Genomic DNA, 17776 nt, shown 5'->3' on the forward strand with positions numbered 1-17776 from the left:
CAGTTCCGCCGCGCCCCGCCGCTGTCCACTCACGCTGTGCCGTCGATGATGAGGTCGACGCGCTGCTGCGGGTGCTCGCGGGCCAGGTAGGCCTCCTCGGACGGCAGCCAGACGTCCGTCCACTGGGCCAGCATCGCGCGGCCGTCGCGTTCGATCGCCCGGCGCAACCGCACGTCGCGCGGCGCGTCCACCCAGATCTGCAGCGCCCACTCGACGCCGAGTTCCCGCCGGGTTGCCGACACTCCCTCGATCAGCACCGGCCGCCCGATCGGGACTTCACGCCAGTCGCCGGCGACCTCGTCCTGCCAGGGGTGTCGCTGGTAACGACCCGGGCGGCCGGCGGCGAGCGGCTCGAGCACCTGCGTGCGCAGCCGCGGCCAGTCCCACTCCGGCTCGGCGGCGAAGTCGTCGGTGTGCACGACGACCAGCTCCGGGACGTCGGCGTCGAGTGCGGCGGCGAGTGCGGTCTTGCCGGCGCCGCCCGGCCCGTCGACGCCGAGGAAGATCGTCCGTCCGGCTGCGGCCGCGACGACCCGCCGGACGGCGGCGAGCGCGTCCTGGCGGCTCGCGCGGATCGGCACCGGCGCGGGTCAGACGGGCGCGAACGCGGACAGCAGCAAGTAGGCGACGGCCGCGCAGGGCAACAGCGAATCGAGGCGGTCCATGATGCCGCCGTGGCCCGGAAGCAGGTGGCCCATGTCCTTGATGCCGAGATCGCGTTTGATCATCGATTCGCCGAGGTCGCCCACGGTCGCCGTCACCACCATCGCCAGGCCGAAGAGCAGTCCCTTCCACCATGCCTCGTGGAAGGTGAGGGTCAGGAACAGGACGCCGCTGGCCGAGCAGAACAGCACCGATCCGCCGAAGCCCTCCCAGGTCTTCGCCTTGGAGACGATCGGCGCCAGCGGGTGCTTGCCGAAGAACACGCCGGTCGCGTAGCCGCCGGTGTCACTGCAGACGACCGTCGCCGCAAACGCCAGCACCCGGGCGGCGCCGTCCGATGGGTGCGCAAGCAGCACCGCGAATGCGGCGAGCGTGGGCAGATAGGCCAGTGCGAATCCCGAAGCGGCGACGTCTCGCGCGTATCCGTCCGCGCCGTCGCCGATGCGCCAGATCAGCACGCCGACGTAGGTGATGAGCACCGCGAGCACCAACCCGCTCGGCCCGCGTTCCCAGGCCGCCGCGAGGATCGCCGCAGAGCCGACGAGCAGCGGCAGCAGGGTGATCCGGATGTGCGCTGCCTGCAGCGCGCGAGACAGCTCGTAGCAGCCGTAGAGGACGGCGACCGCGACGAGCACGGCGAAGCTGACGCGGCGGGTGAACAGCGTCGCGACGATGGTTCCGCCGAGGCCCAGCCCGACGGCGATCGCCGCCGGCAGGTCACGCCCGGCCCGCCGCACGGCGGGCGGCTCGGTGGGTTCGACAGGCGCGGCCGGCTCGGCGGGCGGCTCGAGCAGGTCGTCCAAGCCGGCGACCGCGTCGCGGCCCGGCCCGTCGTCCGCGGGAACGTTCACACCTCGAGCAGTTCGGATTCCTTGGCCTTGACCGCCTCGTCGATCCGGCCGGTGTAGGTCCCGGTCAGCTTGTCGAGCTCGCCCTCGGCACGGTGGACGTCGTCCTCGCCGCTCTCGCCGTCGCGGACCAGCTTGTCGAGGGCGTCCTTCGCATGGCGGCGGATGGAGCGGATCGAGACCTTCGCGTCCTCGCCCTTGCCCTTGGCGACCTTGACGAGGTCGCGGCGGCGTTCCTCGGTCAGCTGCGGGAAGACGACCCGGATGATCATTCCGTCGTTCGTCGGATTGACACCGAGGTCGCTGTCCCGGATTGCCTTCTCGATGGCGCTCAGCTGGCTGCTGTCGTAAGGCTTGATGACCGCCATCCGGGCCTCGGTCACGTTCACCGTCGCCATCTGCGGGATCGGGGTGGGCGCGCCGTAGTAGTCGACGACGAGGCGGGCGAAGGCGCTGGCGTTCGCCCGGCCGGTGCGCAGGCCGGCGAGGTCGTCACGGGCCACGTGGGCGGCCTTCTCCATCTTCTCCTCCGCCTCGAAGAGGATCTCGTCGATCAACGCTCGGCCGTCCTTTCCGCGCTGTTCGCAGCGTGCACGAAGGTGCCGATCCGATCGCCGCGCACGACCCGGGCGATGTTTCCGTCGGTCAGCCCGAACACGACGATCGGCATGCGGTTGTCCCGGCAGAGGCTGAACGCCGTGGCGTCGGCGACCTCGAGCCCGCGCCGCAGCACGTCGTCGAAGGTGATGTCATCGATGCGCTTGGCGTCCGGATTCTTGTTCGGGTCGGAGTCGTAGACGGCGTCCACACCGCTCTTGCCCATCAGCAGCGCGTCGCACCCGATCTCGAGCGCCCGCTGCGCGCCGGCGGTGTCTGTCGAGAAATAGGGCATGCCGACGCCGGCGCCGAAGATGACGACCCGGCCTTTTTCCAGGTGCCGCTCGGCGCGCCGCGGGATGTAGGGCTCGGCGACCTGGCCCATCGTGATCGCCGTCTGCACGCGGGTCGGCACGCCTTCCTTCTCGAGGAAGTCCTGCAGCGCCAGGCAGTTCATCACCGTGCCGAGCATGGCCATGTAGTCGGCGCGATCGCGGTCCATCCCGTGCTGGGACAGCTCGGCGCCGCGGAAGAAGTTGCCGCCGCCGATGACGACCGCGATCTGCGTCCCGCCGGCGACCACCTCGGCGATCTGCCGGGCGATCGACTGGACGACCTCGGGGTCGACGCCGATGCCGCCCCCACCGCCGAGCACTTCGCCGGACAGCTTCAGCATCACCCGTCGAAACGGCGGAAGGGCTCCCGCGTCGGTTGTCATCGCCAGCCCCTTCCGCCGTGCCGGACGTCCGTGCCAGACCCTATATGGGCGCAGGTCAGGCGGCGCCGACCTCGAAGTGCGCGAACTTGGTGACGGTCACGCCAGCCGCGTCGAGCACCTTCTTGACGGTGGTCTTCGGCTCGCGGACCGACTCCTGCTCGAGCAGGACGTTGTCGGCGTAGAACGCGTTGAGCCGGCCCTCGACGATCTTGGCGACGGCCTGTTCGGGCTTGCCCTCGGCGCGGGTCTTCTCCTCGAGCACCCGGCGCTCGCCCTCGACCACCTCGGCCGGGACGTCGCCGCGGGTCAGGTAGCGGGCGCGCAGCGCGGCGACCTGCATCGCGGCCGAGCGGGCCGCCTCGGCGTCCTCGCCCTCGAACTGCACCAGCACGCCCACCTGCGGCGGCAGGTCGCTGGACTTGCGGTGCAGGTAGGTCGCGACCTTGCCGTCGAGCTTGACCGCGCGGCGCAGCTCGAGCTTTTCGCCGATGACCGCGGCGAGCTCGGACACGCTGTCCTCGACCGTCTTGCCGTCCTTGAGCGTCTCGCCGCGCAGGCTCTCGACGTCGGTCGCGGCCGAGTTCGCGAAGTGGGCGACGATGTCGCCGGCGAGGGTCTGGAACTGCTCGTTCTTCGCGACGAAGTCGGTCTCAGACGCGAGCTCGATCATCGCGCCCTCGGCCGCGGCGACGAGCCCGTTCGAGGCAGTGCGCTCGCCGCGCTTGGCGACCTTCGCCTCGCCCTTGACCCGCAGGATCTCCAGCGCGCGCTCGAACTCGCCGTCGGCTTCCTCGAGCGCCTTCTTACACTCCATCATCCCGGCGCCGGTGGCGTCGCGGAGCTTCTTCACGTCTGCGGCGGAAAAGTTCGCCATCTCTGGTGTCAGTCCTTCGGGTTGTCTCGTGGTGGCTAGTCAGGCGGTCGGGGTCGCCGCCGCCGGGGCTGGCGCAGCGTCGGCTGGCGCAGCGTCGGCCGGCGCAGCTTCGGCCGGCGCAGCTTCGGCGGGGGCGGCTGCGGCCGGCGCAACTTCGGCCGGCGCGGCTGCGGCCGGCGCGGCAGCGGGCTCGCCGCCGGCGGGCGCGAGCAGCTCCTGCTCCCACTCGGGCATCGGCTCGTCGGTCGCGAGCTTGCCGTCGGCCAGTTCCGGCTTCTCGTCCCGGCCGGCGCTCGCGGCCTGCGCGGCGCGCGACTTCAGCCCCTCGGCCACCGCGTCGGCCACCACGCGGGTGAGCAGGGCGGCGCTGCGGATCGCGTCGTCGTTGCCGGGGATCTTGTAGTCGACCTCGTCGGGGTCGCAGTTGGTGTCGAGGATCGCGACGACCGGGATGCCCAGCTTGCGCGCCTCGCCGACGGCGATGTGCTCCTTCTTGGTGTCGACGATCCAGACTGCGCTGGGCACCTTGGCCATCTCGCGGATGCCGCCGAGCGAGCGCTCGAGCTTGGTCATCTCGCGGGTCAGCATCAGCTGCTCCTTCTTGGTGGCCACGCCCTCCCAGCCGGCCTGCTGGCGGGCCTCGAGCTCCTTGAGCCGCTGCAGCCGCTTGAAGACGGTGGAGAAGTTCGTGAGCATGCCGCCCAGCCACCGCTGATTGACGTAAGGCATGCCGACCCGGGTGGCCTGGCTGGCGATCGACTCCTGCGCCTGCTTCTTCGTGCCGACGAACAGCACCGTGCCGCCATGCGCGACGGTCTCCTTGACGAACTCGTACGCCCGGTCGACGTAGCTGAGCGTCTGGTGCAGATCGATGATGTACAGCCCGTTGCGCTCGGTCAGGATGAAGCGCTTCATCTTCGGGTTCCAGCGCCGGGTCTGGTGTCCGAAGTGGACGCCGGATTCCAGCATTTCCTTCATGGTGACGACGGCCATGCCTGTCGTGCTCCTTGTTTCGTGCGCGCGCCGGGCAGCCTCGAGCAGCCCGGAGCCGCGGCCTCGGTTGTCGCGGACGTGTCGGGTGACTCGCCCGCCCTGGTGCCCGGTGTCGCGGCCAGGGGGCCGAGCGGGCGCCGTTGCCGGCAGCCGCGCGCGGACCGAGGCTGGCCGCCTACCCTCCGGCGCGGTGGTGCTGGTGTGCGGAGGGCGGGCACGCGAAGTCAGCCCGATTTCTCGGGCTGCGCGTTCGAGTCTAGCGCGTGCCTACGGCGTCGGCAGCCGTTTCGCGGCGCGGGTGGGGCCCCTGTGGACGACAGCATGTTCGTCCACAGGCAGCCCAGATGGTGGCCGAATCGTCGGCTGGTGCGACGACGCTCGCCACTATGACCCGACTCTCGCTGGCGCTTGGTGTGGTGTTGATCTTGCTCAATGGGTTCGCCGCCGGGCGCCGGGTAGCCGACAGATCGGTCGGGCGTCCCGCGGCCGCGAATCGGATCCCAGACCGGTCCGCTGCGGCAACGTCGGGCGGCGAGCCGGCGATCGTCGGATACCGGCCGCCGGTCAATGGCCCGCTGCGCGTGCTGCGCCGCTTCGCCGCCCCGGTCACCCGCTTCGGGCCGGGGCACCTCGGCGTCGACCTGGCGGCAGCCGCCTCGGCGCTCGTCGTCTCCGCGGGCGCCGGCCGGGTGACGTTCGCGGGCGCGGTCGCCGGGCGCGGTGTGGTCGTCGTGCTGCACCCCGATGGCGTGCGCACCGAGTACGAACCGCTGCGTCCGCTCGTCCGCGTGGGCGCGGCGGTCCGGGCCGGCGACGCGCTCGGCCGGCTGGCCGGCGCGCACCGCGGCTGCCGAACCGCCTGCGTGCACTGGGGCGCGCGGCGCGGCGCCATCTACCTCGACCCGCTCGCGCTGCTCGCGCGACTCGGCCCGGTGCGGTTGCTGCCGTGGCCGCTGACCGGCCGGGCTCAACGGGGGTGAACGGTGAGGCCTTGGCGCTGGGCTGAGCGCGACGCGTGGCCAGGCCGATCTGGCTCAGGCGCGCGGGTGGGCCTGCTGATACGTCGCGCGCAGCCGCTCGACCGAGACGTGGGTGTAGATCTGCGTCGTCGCGAGGTTCGCGTGGCCGAGCACCTCCTGGACCGCGCGCAGGTCGGCGCCGCCCTCCAGCAGGTGGGTCGCCGCGGTGTGCCGCAGGCCGTGCGGACCGATGTCGGGGGCGCCCGGCACCGCTGCCACCCGTCGATGCACGACGGCGCGCACGGTGCGGGGGTCGATGCGTCCGCCGCGCGCGCCGAGCAGCAGGGCGGGTCCCGAGCCGGCCGTGCACAGCTGCGGGCGACCGCGCGCCAGCCACCGACCGAGCGCGTCGTCGGCGGGCAAACCGTAGGGCACAGTCCGTTCCTTCGCGCCCTTGCCGAGGACTCGCAGCACCCGGCGCGCGCGGTCGACGTCGTCGACGTCGAGCCCGGCGAGCTCGGACACCCGGATGCCGGTGGCGTAAAGCAGTTCGAGCAGCGCGCGGTCGCGCAGCAGCAGCGGATCATCGTCGGCCTCGACCTGCGCCTGCGGGGTCGCCGCAGCGTCGGCCGCGGGCCGGGCCCGCATCAACGCGTCCGCCTCGTCGACCCGCAGCACGGCCGGAAGAGTGCGATGGGCGCGCGGGCTCAGCAACAGCTGTCCGGGGTCGGTCGCGGCGCGACCGGTGGCATGCGCCCAAGCGCAGAACGTGCGCAGGGATGCCGCTCGGCGCGAGATCGTGGTTCGAGCGGCGCCGTCGCGACGACAGATTGCCAGCCAACCGCGCAGCACAGCCAGGTCGATGTCCGCGGCGGTCGTCCCACCCAGTTTCCGAAGATGGTCCAGCATGCCGACGACGTCCGCGACGTACGCACGCACCGTGTGCGCCGATCGATTACGTTCGAGTAACAGGTGCCGCTCATAGTCATCGACTGCCGCGCCAAGAGCCGGCGGCAGCTCAGCGCGCAGTCGGACGAGGTCGACTCGCGCCGTGCCGCCGGCCGCGGAAGATGCGCCCATGCCTGCACGGTGCGCGGCGGCAACCGCCGATGCAAGCCGGCACGCCCACCCACGCGCGAGCAATGCCCACGGGCGCCCGGTGATTCGACGCCGCCGGCGCTTCAGGCGGAGGCCCGCAACCGGGTCCGGTCGGGGTGGGGTTCGACCGGACCCAGTTGCGGGGGTCTGTGGCGGGAGATCAACTCCCGGCGGGATCCCGCGATCAATGGTGTTCGCAGTTTCTCGCTGCCGCGGACACCGTACTGCCTGCCACGCAGTCTAGGGCGACCGCCCCCCGGTCGCACCCTGTGCGGCGCAACTCACCGCGGCGAGACGCCCACTCATAGAGTGCTCATGGCGAGCACTCTGCCGAGCCGTCCGTCCTGGCCGTGCGACGAACGCGCGCAGCCAGTCGATATCCGCCGTCGCGTTCCTCCACCAACCCGGCGAGCTGCAGCGCAGGAAGCGACCGCAGCACGTCGAGCGGCGCGACGCCCGCCACCACGGCGAGCTCCTCGAGTCCGAGGGCGCGGCGCGGGGGAACGCCATCGAAGACCCGTCGGCTGGTCTCGTCGAGCAGGTCCAGCTCCGGGCGCAGATCCGGATGGCCGCCGACCGTGCGCCCCGATGTGGCCGGAGAATCGTCGGCGTGGCCGCTCGGCAGCTCTGAGGACGAGCCGATGACGCCGAGCACGTCCTGCGCGGATGTCACCAGGATGGCCTGCGCGCCGTCTCGCGCGATCAGGTCGTGACAGCCGGCCGACATCGGCGAGGTGACCGGACCGGGCACGGCCATCAGCGGCCGGCCGAGACGGCCGCAGTGCCCGGCGGTGTTGATGGCCCCAGACCGGCGCGCCGCCTCGACCACCACCGTGCCGGTCGCCAGCGCGGCGATGAGCCGATTGCGGGTGAGGAATCGGCGGCGTCGCGGCGCCGCGCCGGGCGGGCTCTCCGAGATGACGGCGCCCGTCTCGGCCACCCGCTCGAACAGGGTCGCGTTGGCAGGCGGGTACGCGCGGTCCAGGCCGCCCGCGGAGACCAACACGGTGACGCCGGCGGACAGCGCGCCGCGATGCGCGGCGGCGTCGATGCCGTATGCGCCGCCGGACACCACCTCGAACCCACGGCCGGCCAGGTCGGCGGCGAGTTCGGCCGCGACCCGCTCGCCGTAACCAGTGGCAGCGCGGGCGCCGACGAGGCCGACCGACCGCGCGCCGAGCGCCGTGATGTCGGCGAATCCCTGCACCCACAGCGCAAGCGGCGGCACTGGCTCCCCATATTCTGCGTGCTGCTCCTGTCCAGCCCGGAAGCTGCCGAGCCGACGCAGCGCGGCGGCCTCGAGACAGCTCATCGCGAAGTGCGGCCACTCGTCGGATTCCGGCACCACGAGCCGGATGCCGAGCCGGTGCGCCGCGTCCAGGTCGGCGTACGGGTCGCTGTGCCCGGCCCTGACCGCGGCAGCCGCCTGCACCTTGGGCTCGGCGGCGCCCGCCTGGATGTCGTGCGCCACCCTGACCGGCCCCAGCCGGCGCACCGCGTCCCACAGCGGAATGCAGGCGGGTTCCGCGACGCGGCTGAGGTAGGCCCGCGCGACCAGCACGTCGTCGCTCACGCCGCCCATGAGTCCACCTGCCCCGTCCGGAAGAACAACGCCTCGGAGACGTCCTGCGCCGACGGCGCCGCACGCCCGGCGAGATCGGCGATCGTCCACGCGAGCCGCAGCACGCGGTCGAAGCCGCGGGCGCTGAGCACGCCGCGCTCGAGCCACTGCTCCACCGGGCGCAAGGTGCGCCGGTCGAGCAGCCACGGGGCGGATCGCAGCAGCGAGCCCGGCACCTCGCCGTTGAGCCGCCACCGCGTCGTCCGCCAGCGCTGCTCCGCCGCCGCGCGGGCCGACGCGACGCGGGCGGCGATGACGGTGCTGGTCTCCCGGTGCGCCGCGGGGTCGATGAGGTCCGCGCGCGGCACCGGTTCGACCTGCACGCGCAGATCGATCCGATCCATCAACGGGCCGGACAGCCGCTGTGTGTGACGTCGCTTAGCCTGCGCCACGCAGACGCATTCAGAGGCCCGCCGGGCGCAGGGACAAGGATTGGTGGCGAGCACCAATTGCAGCCGGGCCGGATAGCGCACCGTCCCGCCGGCGCGGTGCAGCACCACGAAACCGCTCTCCAACGGCTGCCGCAGCGCGTCCAGCGAACTCGGCGCGAACTCCGAGGCCTCGTCCAGGAACAGGACGCCATGGTGCGCCAGGCTGATCGCCCCGGGACGCGCGAGGTTCGCCCCGCCCCCGACGAGCGCGGCCATCGTGGCGGTGTGATGCGGCGCCTGCATCGGCGCGCGGCGAACGAGCCGGGCGTGCTCGTCGAGCAGGCCGGCCACCGAGTGCACCGCGGTCACCTCGAGAGCCGCCTCGTCGGACAGCGGCGGCAACAGCCCGGGCAGCCGCTCGGCCAGCATCGTCTTGCCGGCGCCCGGGGAACCCACCATGTACAGGTGGTGGCCGCCCGCCGCCGCGATCTCCAGCGCGCGTTTCGCGCCGATCTGGCCGGCGACGTCGGCGAGGTCCGGCGCCCCCGGCCGGTCCGGCTCGGCGTCGACCGGGGCGCCGTTGGCGAGCGGCGGCCCATCGCCGCGCAGGGCGGCGACGATGTCGCCGAGCGTGTCTGCGACCCGGACGTCGACGCCGGTGACCAATGCCGCCTCGGCCGCGTTGGCAGTGGCGACGACGACCCGCCGGACGTGCCGCCCGCGCGCGGCGAGCACGGCGGGCAGGACGCCGGTGACCGAGCGCAACCGTCCGTCCAGCCCGAGGCCGGCGATCCATGCCGTGCCGGTGATCGGCTCGGTCGGGATCTGCCCGGCGGCCGCGAGCACGGCGACGGCGATCGCCACATCGAACCGCGCGCCGCTCTTCGGCACGTCCGCCGGCAACAACGCGACCGTGATCTTGCGGTTCGGCCACTCGATCCCGGAGTTGACGACCGCGGCGCGCAGGCGATCGCGGGACTCGACCACGGAGGAGTCAGCGCGGCCAGTGAACGTGATGCCCGGCAGGCCGCCGGCGATGTCGCACTCGACCTCCACGACGCGCCCGTCCAGGCCGGCGAGCGCGACGGCGAGCGTGCGGGCGAGCGCCATCAGAACGCCCCGACCAAGTGCTCCACGACCAGCGGCACGGCGTTGCTGCGCAACACGCTGACGACGTCGAAGCGCATCGCCGTCCAGGCCGGGAACTGGCCGTCCGCACGCTGCTCGGCGAGCCACTGCAACGCGAGCCGGCGGATTCGCGTTGCCTTGCGCGCGCTGACCGCCTCGGCGGGCGCGCCGTGCGACATCGACGACCTGGTCTTGACCTCGACGAACACGAGGCAGTCGCCGTCCTGACCGACGATGTCCAGCTCGCCGTCTCGGCATCGCCAGTTGCGCGCCAGGATCGTCACGCCGCCGGCAGCCAACCGCTCGGCGGCAACCTGCTCGCCGAACCGGCCCACCGCGTCCTTGACCCGCATGCGGCAGACGTTGCCGGACGAGCTGAGGCCGAGCCAGCGATCGGCGCGAGTTGTGGACGGCGGGGTCAGCGGCGAGACGACACACCGGCTGGGCACAACGCGGCGTCAGTGGTCAGTTGGCGGGCACAGTGGTCAGCTGGCCGCGACCACTGTGCGCGCAAATGACCACTGACGCGCGGCGAGCGGCGGAAGCTCAGGCGTAGCGCGCAGTCGGGCCGGCCTGGCCAAGCCGACGCCGCCGAGCCGCGGCGAGGTCGCGCACGCGTTCGACCTCCGCGGGCGGCAAGGTGAGCAGCCGCTGCAGCAGGGGCTGTGCGCCCGTCGGCGACGCGAACGGCTCGAGGGCCGCCGCGTCGAGCACGCGCAGCAGGCGCCGCGCCGTCTCCCGGGTCAGCCGGTGCCGGGCGGCGAGCTCACCAGGCGACGGCAGCGCGCCCGAGCTCGCCGCCTGCTCGAGCGCCGCCGCCCACACCGCCAGGGACACCCGGGTGCCGGCGAGGACGGTGCCCGCGAGCACCGAGAACTGCCGGCGGCAGGCTGCGCAGCGCCACACCCGACGTTCGGTGCGCCCGCCGGCTCGGGTCGCCCGGGCGAGCCCGTCGGCCGGCGTGAGCACTGCGACCCGACCGGCCCCGCAGGTCGGGCAGGTCACCCCCGCTGGCCACCGAAGCCGCTCGAAGCGCCGGTAGGCGGCCGCTTCAACGCCGGGAGCGGCCGGCTCGACCACAGTCACTGCTGGTCCACGGTCACTGGCCTCGGTCACTGGGCCACCGGCGCTCGGGCCACGGTCACTCGGGCCACGGTCACTCGGGCAGCGACAGATCCGGCTTGTCCAGCTCTTCGATGTTGACGTCCTTGAACGTCACGACGCGCACGGTCTTCACGAAGCGGGCCGGCCGGTACATGTCCCACACCCACGCGTCGCGCATCCGCAACTCGAAATAGACCTCGCCGTCGCTGTTCACCGGGCGCAGGTCGACCTCGTTGGTCAGGTAGAAGCGCCGCTCGGTCTCGACGACGAAGTTGAACTGCGCCGCGATGTCGCGGTACTCGCGATAGAGCTGCAGCTCCATCTCGGTCTCGTAGTTCTCGAGATCCTCAGTGCTCATGTCCTGCCTCGCTCTGCGACGTCATACGCTCGCCCCCACCGACACCGGGTGTTCTGCCATGTGCTCTGCGGCTCGCGCCGCGCCAGGCTCAGCGGGTTCCGAGCCCAGCATGTCACTGTCCAGCACGCCGGGCAGCCGCCCCAAGGCACGGCGGACGTTGACGTAGCGCCGGCGATGCTCCGGGCACGGCCCGCGCGCGGTCAGTGCGGCGGCGTGCGCGGGGGTGATGTAGCCCTTGTGCTGGGCGAATTCGTAATCGGGCCAGCGATCGTGCATCGCAGTCATGATCGAGTCCCGGGTGACCTTCGCGAGGATCGACGCGGCCGCGATGCACGCGATCGTCGCGTCGCCTTTCCAGACCGCCGTCGCCGGCGCGCCCAGACCGGGCACCGGAAAGCCGTCGGTGAGCGCGTAGTGGGCAGCTGGCACGAGCGTGCCGACGGCGCGGCGCATGCCGGCCAGGTTGGCCACGTGCAGCCCGTAGGCGTCGATCTCGGCAGCCGGCACGACGATCACGGAGTACGCGACGGCGCGGGCGACGATCTTATGGAACAACCGCTCGCGGGTCGCAGGGGTGAGCAGCTTGGAGTCGTCGAGCCCGTCGATCTGCCCGCGGCGGCCCGGCGGCAGGATGCACGCGGCGACCACGAGCGGGCCGGCGCACGCGCCCCGACCGGCCTCGTCGGCGCCGGCGACAAGACCGAAGCCGGCGCGGTTGAGCGCGGACTCGTAGCCGCCGAGCGGCCCGTCACGCCGCACGAGCACTCGCGGCAGCCGCAGCGACAGCCCTGCGCGCGCCGTCGTTCCCCCCATGACCGCACGAGGCTACCGGCCGCCGCGACCTCGGTCAGCGCCGACGACGATCCTGTGGACGCGTCGCGCCGCCGCGGCGCCGCCACCGCCGCGCAGCCGCCACCGCCGCGGCGCCCCCGTCGATCGGCGTCGCCGACGCACCAGGAAGATCGGCACGACCACCCCGGCCGACACCGCGCTCGGCAGCACGGGCGCGGCCGCCGACTCGAAGGTCGAGGGGGTGCCGAGCGTGCGCCAGCGCGACGGCGGCCAGGCGATCACGAACGCCTTGCCGATGACGTCGTCCACCGGCACGGTGCTCGACATTGGGTTGCAGCGCGCGGGCGAACCTTCTTGCCCCTCGCTAGCGCAGTGGAACCGGGAGTCAGCGGACTCGTCGCGGTGGTCGCCCATCACCCACAGCCGGCCCTTGGGCACGGTGACCGGGCCGAAGGTGAATCGGGCGGCGGCGTCGTTGTCCGAACCCGGGTCGCCGCCGAGGTAGACGTACGGCTCGTTCAGCGTCTTCCACGGACCCGCCGCTCCGTGGTCGCTGACCAGGACCTCGCCGCCGCGCCCGCCGTCGACCGCGACGCCCTTCACCGTCTGCCCGCCGCTGGCGATGACGCGCTTGACGAGGACGAGCCCGTCTGGCGGGACGAAGCCGATCAGCTGGCCGAAGCCGCGGATCGCCCGCACCACCGGATTGCTCGGCGGCCGGTTCGCGGGCTCGTCGTTCCAGCCGTTCGGGGCGTCGAACACGACGATGTCGCCGGGATGCGGATCGCGGAAGTCATAGATCGGCTTGTTGACGAGGATGCGGTCGCCGGAGCAGCCGGAGCAGCCGTGCAGCGTCTTCTCCATCGACTGCGACGGGATGTAGAACGGCTGAACGACGAAGGTCTTGACCCCGATCGCGATGAGCACGGCGAGCACGACGAGCGCCGGCAGCTCCCACCAAGGCGCTTTGCGCCTCGGCTTCGCGCGCTTGGCAGTCTTCTCGGCCGCGCGCTTGGCACGGCGGCGGGCGAGGAATCCGGCATCTGGGGCCGCCGACGCGGCAGCGGGCGCGGCTACCGGTGAGGCTGCGCCGTCGTCGCGATCATCGACCCGCCGCGCGCCGTGGTATGGGGGGTCCGGCGGCGGCGGTTCGACCGGGATCGCACCGACGGGCGGCGGGTCCTCAGGCGGCAGGTCGTCCGAGGGCGGGGCGACGGGCGGCACTAGCGGGTGACGGTCTCCCGCTTTTCCTTGATCTTCGCCTTCTTGCCGCGCAGATCGCGCAGGTAGTACAGCTTGGCGCGGCGCACGTCGCCGCGGGTGACGACCTCGATCTTGTCTATCACCGGGGTGTGCACCGGGAAGGTCCGCTCGACGCCGACGCCGAAACTGACCTTGCGGACGGTGAAGGTCTCGCGGATGCCGCCGCCCTGGCGCCGGATGACGGCGCCCTGGAACACCTGGACGCGCGAGCGGGTGCCCTCGATGACGCGGACGTGCACCTTGAGCGTGTCGCCCGGGCGGAAGTCTGGAATGTCGGCGCGCAGCGAGTCGGCGTCGAGCGTGTCGAGGGTGTTCATGGCGGTGTCGCTCTCATCTTCGTCTCGGTCGGTCCCGGTCGGGCGATCGGCGGACGATCCGCAAGCCGGGCGCGCCCGGCGGACCGGTCGCGATGCCGCGCGCCGCGGCGCAGCGGGCAACCCCACGATGATGCCACACCGCTCGCGCAAGACGCGAAACGGCGGACCGGGCCGGCCGGCCGGCCGGCGCGCTCAGAGCAGGTCGGGACGACGCTGCGCGGTGCGTTCGCGGCTGCGCTCGGAGCGCCAGCGCTCGACGGCGCCATGATCGCCGGACAGCAGCACGTCGGGCACCGCCAGGCCGCGCCACTGGGCCGGCCGGGTGTAGACGGGCGCCTCGAGCAGGCCGGCCGGACCGGCCCCGAACGAGTCGTCCGCCGCGCTCCGGTCGTTGCCCAGCACGCCCGGCAGCAACCGGCCGACGGCCTCGACGATCACCAGGACCGCCGCCTCGCCGCCGGACAGCACGTAGTCGCCCAGCGAGATCTCCTCCACCGGCATCCGATCGGCGGCATGCTCGACCACCCTCGCGTCGATGCCCTCGTAGCGCCCGCAGGCGAACAGCAGCCACGGCTCGGCAGCCAAGCGGGCGGCGTCGCTTTGGGTGAACGGCCGGCCGGCCGGCGTCGGGACGATCAGCCGGGGCACAGCGCTGCCGGCGGGCACGAGCGCGTCGAGGGCGCGGCCCCACGGCTCGGCGCGCATGACCATGCCCGGCCCGCCGCCGTACGGGGCGTCGTCCACGGTGCGGTGCACGTCGTCGGTCCACTGCCGCAGGTCGTGCACCGCGAGTTCGACCTGACCGCGCTCGATCGCCTTGCCGAGCAGCGATTGGCGCAGCGGGGCGAGGTAGTCGGGGAAGATCGACACGATGTCGAGGCGCAGCGTCACAGGTCGAACAGCCCCGGGGGCGGATCCACGGTCACCGTGCCGGCGGCGACGTCGACACTCGGCACGATCGCCGCGACGAATGGGACCAGCCGTTCGTGGCCGGCCACGTCGAGGACGAGGTAGGAGGCGCCGGCCGCGTGCAGCACGTCGCGCACCGGCCCGATCGGCGCGCCGTCGACCCCGACGGCGGCGAGCCCGACCAGGTCGGTGTCGTAGAACTCCTCGGCGTCCGCGAGCGGGGGCCGGTCGGCGGCCCGGACGAACAGCGTCACCCCGCGCAGCGCCTCGGCGCCCGCGCGGTCGACCACGCCCGCGAAGTGCACGACCAGCTTTCCGCCGGCCGTCGACGAGGCGTCGACCTCCAGCGGACCGGCTGAGGCAGGCTCGGTGCGCAACCGGTTGCCCGGAGCGAACCGCTCGTGTGGGGCGTCCGTCCAAGGCTCGACGAACGTCTCGCCGCGCACGCCGCGCGCCGGTCCGACCCGACCCACGGCGATGACGTCGTCGTCAGCAGCGCGCGCGGCCGCTTCGCCGGCGGGCACCGTGTGTCAGCGGCGGTCGACGTCGACGACGTCGACGCGGATGCCGCGGCCGCCGACGCCGTTCATCACCTGGCGCAGCGCCTTGGCGGTGCGGCCGTTGCGGCCGATCACCCGGCCGAGGTCCTCGGGATGCACCCGGACCTCCAGCCGCTGGCCGCGACGGTTGTCGATCATGTCGACCCGGACGTCGTCCGGATGGTCGACGATGCCGCGCACCAGGTGCTCGAGGGCCTCCTCGAGCACGTCAGCTCTCCGCCGGGGCGTCCGAGTCGGCGAGCTCAGGGGCGGCCTTCGCAGCGCGCTTGCGCGGGGTCGTCGCCGGCGTCTCGGGCTCACTGGAGACCTCGGAGAGCGCGGCGTTGAACAGCGCCTGCTTGTCCGGCTTCTCCGCGGCCAGCAACATCGGCGGCGGGGCGTCCTGGCCTTTGAATTTCTGCCAGTCGCCGGTGACCTTGAAGATCGCGGTGACGGCCTCGGTCGGCTGCGCGCCGACGCCGAGCCAGTAGGCGGCCCGCTCGCCGTTGACCTTGATGACCGACGGGTCGTTCTTGGGGTGGTACTCGCCGATCGTCTCGATCGCGCGGCCGTCCCGGCGGGTGCGGGCGTCGGCGACGACGATGCGGTAGTGCGGCTCACGCATCTTGCCGAGGCGCATGAGCTTGATCTTGGTTGCCACGGGCGGAAGTGCTCCAGACTTGGGTATTCGGGTGGGCGCCGCGCGGCCAGGTGGGGCACACCGGCTGGGACAGCGCCCGGATGGACTGGCCGATGCGCGGGAAGAGGGCCCGCGCGCCGGTCTGTACTCAACGCGCCATTGTGCCAGATCCAGCCGGGATCCCCTGTCTGGTGCCTGAGGTGGTCGCGTTTTGGCCCCGAAACGCGACCAGCTCAGGCGCCAAGGCAGGGGTCAGCCCACCACCGCGCCGCGCAGCAGCGTGCGCCGCGGGGTCATCATGGCGGCGAGATCGGCCCGCGGGTCGGTGTCGTACACGATGAGGTCGGCCGGGGCGCCTTCGGCCAGCCCCGGCAGCCCCAGCCACTCCCGCGCCCGCCAGGACGCCTGCGCGATCACCTCGGGCAGCGGGATGCCGGCGCCGACCAGGGCCAGGATCTCGCTGCGGACGAGCCCGTGCGGCAACGACCCGCCGGCGTCGGTGCCGGTGTAGACGGCGATGCCCGCCTCGTGCGCGGCCCGGATCCGCTCGCGCGACGTCGCGAACAGCGCCCGCATGTGCGCTGCGTACACCGGGAACTTGCCCTGCGCCGACGCCGCGATCTGCGCGTAGTTGTCGATGTTGACAAGGGTCGGGACGAGCACGCACCCGGCCGCTTTGGCATCGGCGATGAGGTCGTCGCTCAGGCCGGTGCCGTGCTCGATGGAGTCCAGGCCGGCGGCGATCAACCCGGGCAGCGCGTCCTCGCCGAACACGTGCGCGGCGACCCGGACGCCGAGTTCGTGCGCGCGGCCGATCGCGGCGGCGAGCGCGTCGTCCGGCCACGCCGGCGCGAGGTCGCCCACGTTGCGGTCGATCCAGTCGGCGGCGAGCTTGACCCAGCCGTCGCCGAGCGCGGCCTGCCGCTCGACCTCCGCGACCAGGTCGACGGGCTCGACCTCGACGCCGAGGCCGCGGATGTAGCGCTTCGGCCGGGCGATGTGCCGGCCGGCGCGGATCAGCCGGGGCAGGTCGTCGCGCTGCTGCACCGAGCGGTTGTCCACCGGCGAGCCGGCATCTCGCAGTAGCAGCGCGCCGGCGGCTCGGTCGAGCAGCGCCTGCTCCGCCTGCGCGTCCGGGTCCGGCACGTGGCCGGCCGGGGCCAACCCGACATGGCAGTGCGCGTCGACGAAGCCGGGCGTGACCCAGCCGCCGGTCGCGATCGTGTCCGTCTCACCCCGGGGCCGGTCGAACGTCAGCCGCCCGTCGACGATCCAGGCGTCCCGCTCAGTCTCGTCCGGCAGGAACACGCCGCGCAGGTGCAGGACCGTCACCACTCGGACGCTACCCATGCGCAGCCGCCGGCAGGTTGGCCCCGTAGCGCCGCGACACGCCGAGCCGCGGGCCGCAGGGGACCAAGACTGGAGTCAGGACGCGGCGATCCACACCTCGGCGAGCTGCGCGCGAGCGTCGGCGAGCAGCTGCGGCAGGACCCGGGTGTGCCCGACGATCGGCATGAAGTTGGTGTCGCCGCCCCAGCGCGGCACGACGTGCTGGTGCAGGTGGGCCGCGATCCCGGCGCCGGCGACGGGTCCCTGGTTGATGCCCAGGTTGAACCCGTGCGGGCCCATCGCCTCGCGCAGCACGCGCATGGCCTGCTGGGTGAACTGCGCGAGCTCGAGAGTCTCGTCCGCGGTCAGCTCCGGATAGCCGGCGACGTGCCGGTACGGCACCGACATCAGGTGCCCGGAGTTGTACGGATACAGGTTGAGCACCGCGTACACGTGCGCGCCGCGGGCGACGATCAGCCCGTCCTCGTCGCTGCGCTTGGGCGCCGTGCAGAAGGGGCAGTCGTCGCCGGCGTCGCCATCGTGCGGCGGCTTGTTCTCGCCCTTGATGTAGGCCATTCGGTGCGGCGTCCAGAGCCGCCCATAGCCGTCGGCCTCGCCGGCGAACGCGGCCGCCGGCTCGGCGGCGGGCTCCTGC

General features: G+C 72.9%; 22 protein-coding genes. 1 reads left to right on the plus strand and 21 read right to left on the minus strand.

The window, feature by feature from the left end; translation table 11 throughout:
• Window positions 1–29: 29 nt before the first annotated feature.
• From ACFFBG_RS10505 to rpsB, 6 genes are read right to left on the minus strand one after another with little or no spacing between them, the layout of a single operon-like run.
• Window positions 30–581, minus strand: a complete 552-nt coding sequence (locus ACFFBG_RS10505; RefSeq protein WP_375478370.1) for a uridine kinase — start codon at window positions 579–581, stop codon at window positions 30–32.
• A 9-nt stretch (window positions 582–590) separates the two neighbouring features.
• On the minus strand, window positions 591–1514 hold the full coding sequence (locus tag ACFFBG_RS10510; RefSeq protein WP_375478372.1) for a phosphatidate cytidylyltransferase: 924 nt from the start codon (window positions 1512–1514) through the stop codon (window positions 591–593).
• On the minus strand, window positions 1511–2068 hold the full coding sequence (gene frr, locus ACFFBG_RS10515; RefSeq protein ID WP_375478373.1) for a ribosome recycling factor: 558 nt from the start codon (window positions 2066–2068) through the stop codon (window positions 1511–1513). Before frr ends, ACFFBG_RS10510 begins: the two co-directional genes overlap by 4 nt.
• Window positions 2065–2826, minus strand: a complete 762-nt coding sequence (gene pyrH / locus ACFFBG_RS10520) for a UMP kinase (protein WP_375478375.1) — start codon at window positions 2824–2826, stop codon at window positions 2065–2067. Before pyrH ends, frr begins: the two co-directional genes overlap by 4 nt.
• Before the next feature lie 55 nt (window positions 2827–2881).
• Complete coding sequence (gene tsf / locus ACFFBG_RS10525) at window positions 2882–3700, minus strand: translation elongation factor Ts (protein ID WP_375478377.1); 819 nt, start codon at window positions 3698–3700, stop codon at window positions 2882–2884.
• Between the two features lie 39 nt (window positions 3701–3739).
• Window positions 3740–4693, minus strand: a complete 954-nt coding sequence (gene rpsB, locus ACFFBG_RS10530; RefSeq protein WP_375478379.1) for a 30S ribosomal protein S2 — start codon at window positions 4691–4693, stop codon at window positions 3740–3742.
• Between the two features lie 386 nt (window positions 4694–5079).
• Between rpsB and ACFFBG_RS10535 the strand changes: the two genes are divergently transcribed.
• A complete protein-coding gene (locus tag ACFFBG_RS10535; RefSeq protein ID WP_375478381.1) occupies window positions 5080–5673 on the plus strand; it encodes a M23 family metallopeptidase in 594 nt (197 codons plus the stop codon).
• A 54-nt stretch (window positions 5674–5727) separates the two neighbouring features.
• On the opposite strand, the gene ACFFBG_RS10540 is transcribed toward ACFFBG_RS10535, so the two are convergent.
• From ACFFBG_RS10540 to ACFFBG_RS10610, 15 genes are all read right to left on the minus strand, one after another.
• The gene (locus ACFFBG_RS10540; RefSeq protein WP_375478383.1) at window positions 5728–6732 is read right to left on the minus strand and encodes a tyrosine recombinase XerC; all 1005 of its coding nucleotides are present in this window, start codon (window positions 6730–6732) and stop codon (window positions 5728–5730) included.
• Window positions 6733–7063: 331 nt separating this feature from the next.
• A complete protein-coding gene (dprA, locus tag ACFFBG_RS10545; RefSeq protein ID WP_375478385.1) occupies window positions 7064–8332 on the minus strand; it encodes a DNA-processing protein DprA in 1269 nt (422 codons plus the stop codon).
• The gene (locus tag ACFFBG_RS10550) at window positions 8320–9852 is read right to left on the minus strand and encodes a YifB family Mg chelatase-like AAA ATPase (RefSeq protein ID WP_375478387.1); all 1533 of its coding nucleotides are present in this window, start codon (window positions 9850–9852) and stop codon (window positions 8320–8322) included. Before ACFFBG_RS10550 ends, dprA begins: the two co-directional genes overlap by 13 nt.
• Window positions 9852–10223: a YraN family protein gene (locus ACFFBG_RS10555; RefSeq protein ID WP_375478389.1), complete on the minus strand. Its 372-nt coding sequence runs from the start codon at window positions 10221–10223 to the stop codon at window positions 9852–9854. The genes ACFFBG_RS10550 and ACFFBG_RS10555 overlap by 1 nt, the downstream gene beginning before the upstream one ends.
• A 193-nt stretch (window positions 10224–10416) precedes the next feature.
• Entirely contained in the window at window positions 10417–10956 is a 540-nt protein-coding gene (locus ACFFBG_RS10560) for a transposase (RefSeq protein ID WP_375478391.1), read from the minus strand.
• Between the two features lie 70 nt (window positions 10957–11026).
• Window positions 11027–11332 carry a DUF2469 domain-containing protein gene (locus ACFFBG_RS10565; protein WP_375478393.1) on the minus strand — a complete coding sequence of 102 codons (306 nt, stop codon included), beginning with the start codon at window positions 11330–11332 and terminating at the stop codon, window positions 11027–11029.
• Between the two features lie 21 nt (window positions 11333–11353).
• Window positions 11354–12145, minus strand: coding sequence for a ribonuclease HII (locus ACFFBG_RS10570; protein ID WP_375478395.1), 792 nt, complete (start codon window positions 12143–12145; stop codon window positions 11354–11356).
• Between the two features lie 12 nt (window positions 12146–12157).
• Complete coding sequence (gene lepB / locus ACFFBG_RS10575; RefSeq protein WP_375478397.1) at window positions 12158–13348, minus strand: signal peptidase I; 1191 nt, start codon at window positions 13346–13348, stop codon at window positions 12158–12160.
• On the minus strand, window positions 13348–13704 hold the full coding sequence (gene rplS / locus ACFFBG_RS10580; protein ID WP_375478399.1) for a 50S ribosomal protein L19: 357 nt from the start codon (window positions 13702–13704) through the stop codon (window positions 13348–13350). Before rplS ends, lepB begins: the two co-directional genes overlap by 1 nt.
• A gap of 192 nt (window positions 13705–13896) precedes the next feature.
• Window positions 13897–14589, minus strand: coding sequence for a tRNA (guanosine(37)-N1)-methyltransferase TrmD (gene trmD, locus ACFFBG_RS10585; RefSeq protein WP_375478722.1), 693 nt, complete (start codon window positions 14587–14589; stop codon window positions 13897–13899).
• 2 nt (window positions 14590–14591) lie between these two features.
• A complete protein-coding gene (gene rimM, locus ACFFBG_RS10590) occupies window positions 14592–15137 on the minus strand; it encodes a ribosome maturation factor RimM (protein WP_375478401.1) in 546 nt (181 codons plus the stop codon).
• 6 nt (window positions 15138–15143) lie between these two features.
• Window positions 15144–15380, minus strand: a complete 237-nt coding sequence (locus ACFFBG_RS10595; RefSeq protein ID WP_375478403.1) for an RNA-binding protein — start codon at window positions 15378–15380, stop codon at window positions 15144–15146.
• Window position 15381: 1 nt separating this feature from the next.
• Window positions 15382–15813, minus strand: coding sequence for a 30S ribosomal protein S16 (rpsP, locus tag ACFFBG_RS10600; RefSeq protein ID WP_375478405.1), 432 nt, complete (start codon window positions 15811–15813; stop codon window positions 15382–15384).
• Between the two features lie 231 nt (window positions 15814–16044).
• A complete protein-coding gene (locus ACFFBG_RS10605; protein ID WP_375478407.1) occupies window positions 16045–17142 on the minus strand; it encodes an amidohydrolase family protein in 1098 nt (365 codons plus the stop codon).
• A 75-nt stretch (window positions 17143–17217) separates the two neighbouring features.
• Entirely contained in the window at window positions 17218–17697 is a 480-nt protein-coding gene (locus ACFFBG_RS10610; RefSeq protein WP_375478724.1) for an HIT domain-containing protein, read from the minus strand.
• Window positions 17698–17776 lie beyond the last annotated feature (79 nt).

This window comes from uncultured Jatrophihabitans sp., from assembly GCF_964251945.1.
Taxonomy (GTDB): Bacteria; Actinomycetota; Actinomycetes; order Mycobacteriales; family Jatrophihabitantaceae; genus Jatrophihabitans.

Coding starts and splice junctions, on each gene's coding strand:
- ACFFBG_RS10565 (WP_375478393.1), bottom strand. CDS start 11,332: ATGAGCACTGAGGATCTCGAGAACTACGAGACCGAGATGGAGCTGCAG.
- ACFFBG_RS10550 (WP_375478387.1), bottom strand. CDS start 9,852: ATGGCGCTCGCCCGCACGCTCGCCGTCGCGCTCGCCGGCCTGGACGGG.
- ACFFBG_RS10535 (WP_375478381.1), top strand. CDS start 5,080: ATGACCCGACTCTCGCTGGCGCTTGGTGTGGTGTTGATCTTGCTCAAT.
- ACFFBG_RS10605 (WP_375478407.1), bottom strand. CDS start 17,142: ATGGGTAGCGTCCGAGTGGTGACGGTCCTGCACCTGCGCGGCGTGTTC.
- tsf (WP_375478377.1), bottom strand. CDS start 3,700: ATGGCGAACTTTTCCGCCGCAGACGTGAAGAAGCTCCGCGACGCCACC.
- dprA (WP_375478385.1), bottom strand. CDS start 8,332: ATGGGCGGCGTGAGCGACGACGTGCTGGTCGCGCGGGCCTACCTCAGC.
- rplS (WP_375478399.1), bottom strand. CDS start 13,704: ATGAACACCCTCGACACGCTCGACGCCGACTCGCTGCGCGCCGACATT.
- pyrH (WP_375478375.1), bottom strand. CDS start 2,826: ATGACAACCGACGCGGGAGCCCTTCCGCCGTTTCGACGGGTGATGCTG.
- rpsB (WP_375478379.1), bottom strand. CDS start 4,693: ATGGCCGTCGTCACCATGAAGGAAATGCTGGAATCCGGCGTCCACTTC.
- ACFFBG_RS10540 (WP_375478383.1), bottom strand. CDS start 6,732: ATGGGCGCATCTTCCGCGGCCGGCGGCACGGCGCGAGTCGACCTCGTC.
- ACFFBG_RS10610 (WP_375478724.1), bottom strand. CDS start 17,697: ATGGCCTACATCAAGGGCGAGAACAAGCCGCCGCACGATGGCGACGCC.
- ACFFBG_RS10570 (WP_375478395.1), bottom strand. CDS start 12,145: ATGGGGGGAACGACGGCGCGCGCAGGGCTGTCGCTGCGGCTGCCGCGA.
- ACFFBG_RS10555 (WP_375478389.1), bottom strand. CDS start 10,223: ATGCGGGTCAAGGACGCGGTGGGCCGGTTCGGCGAGCAGGTTGCCGCC.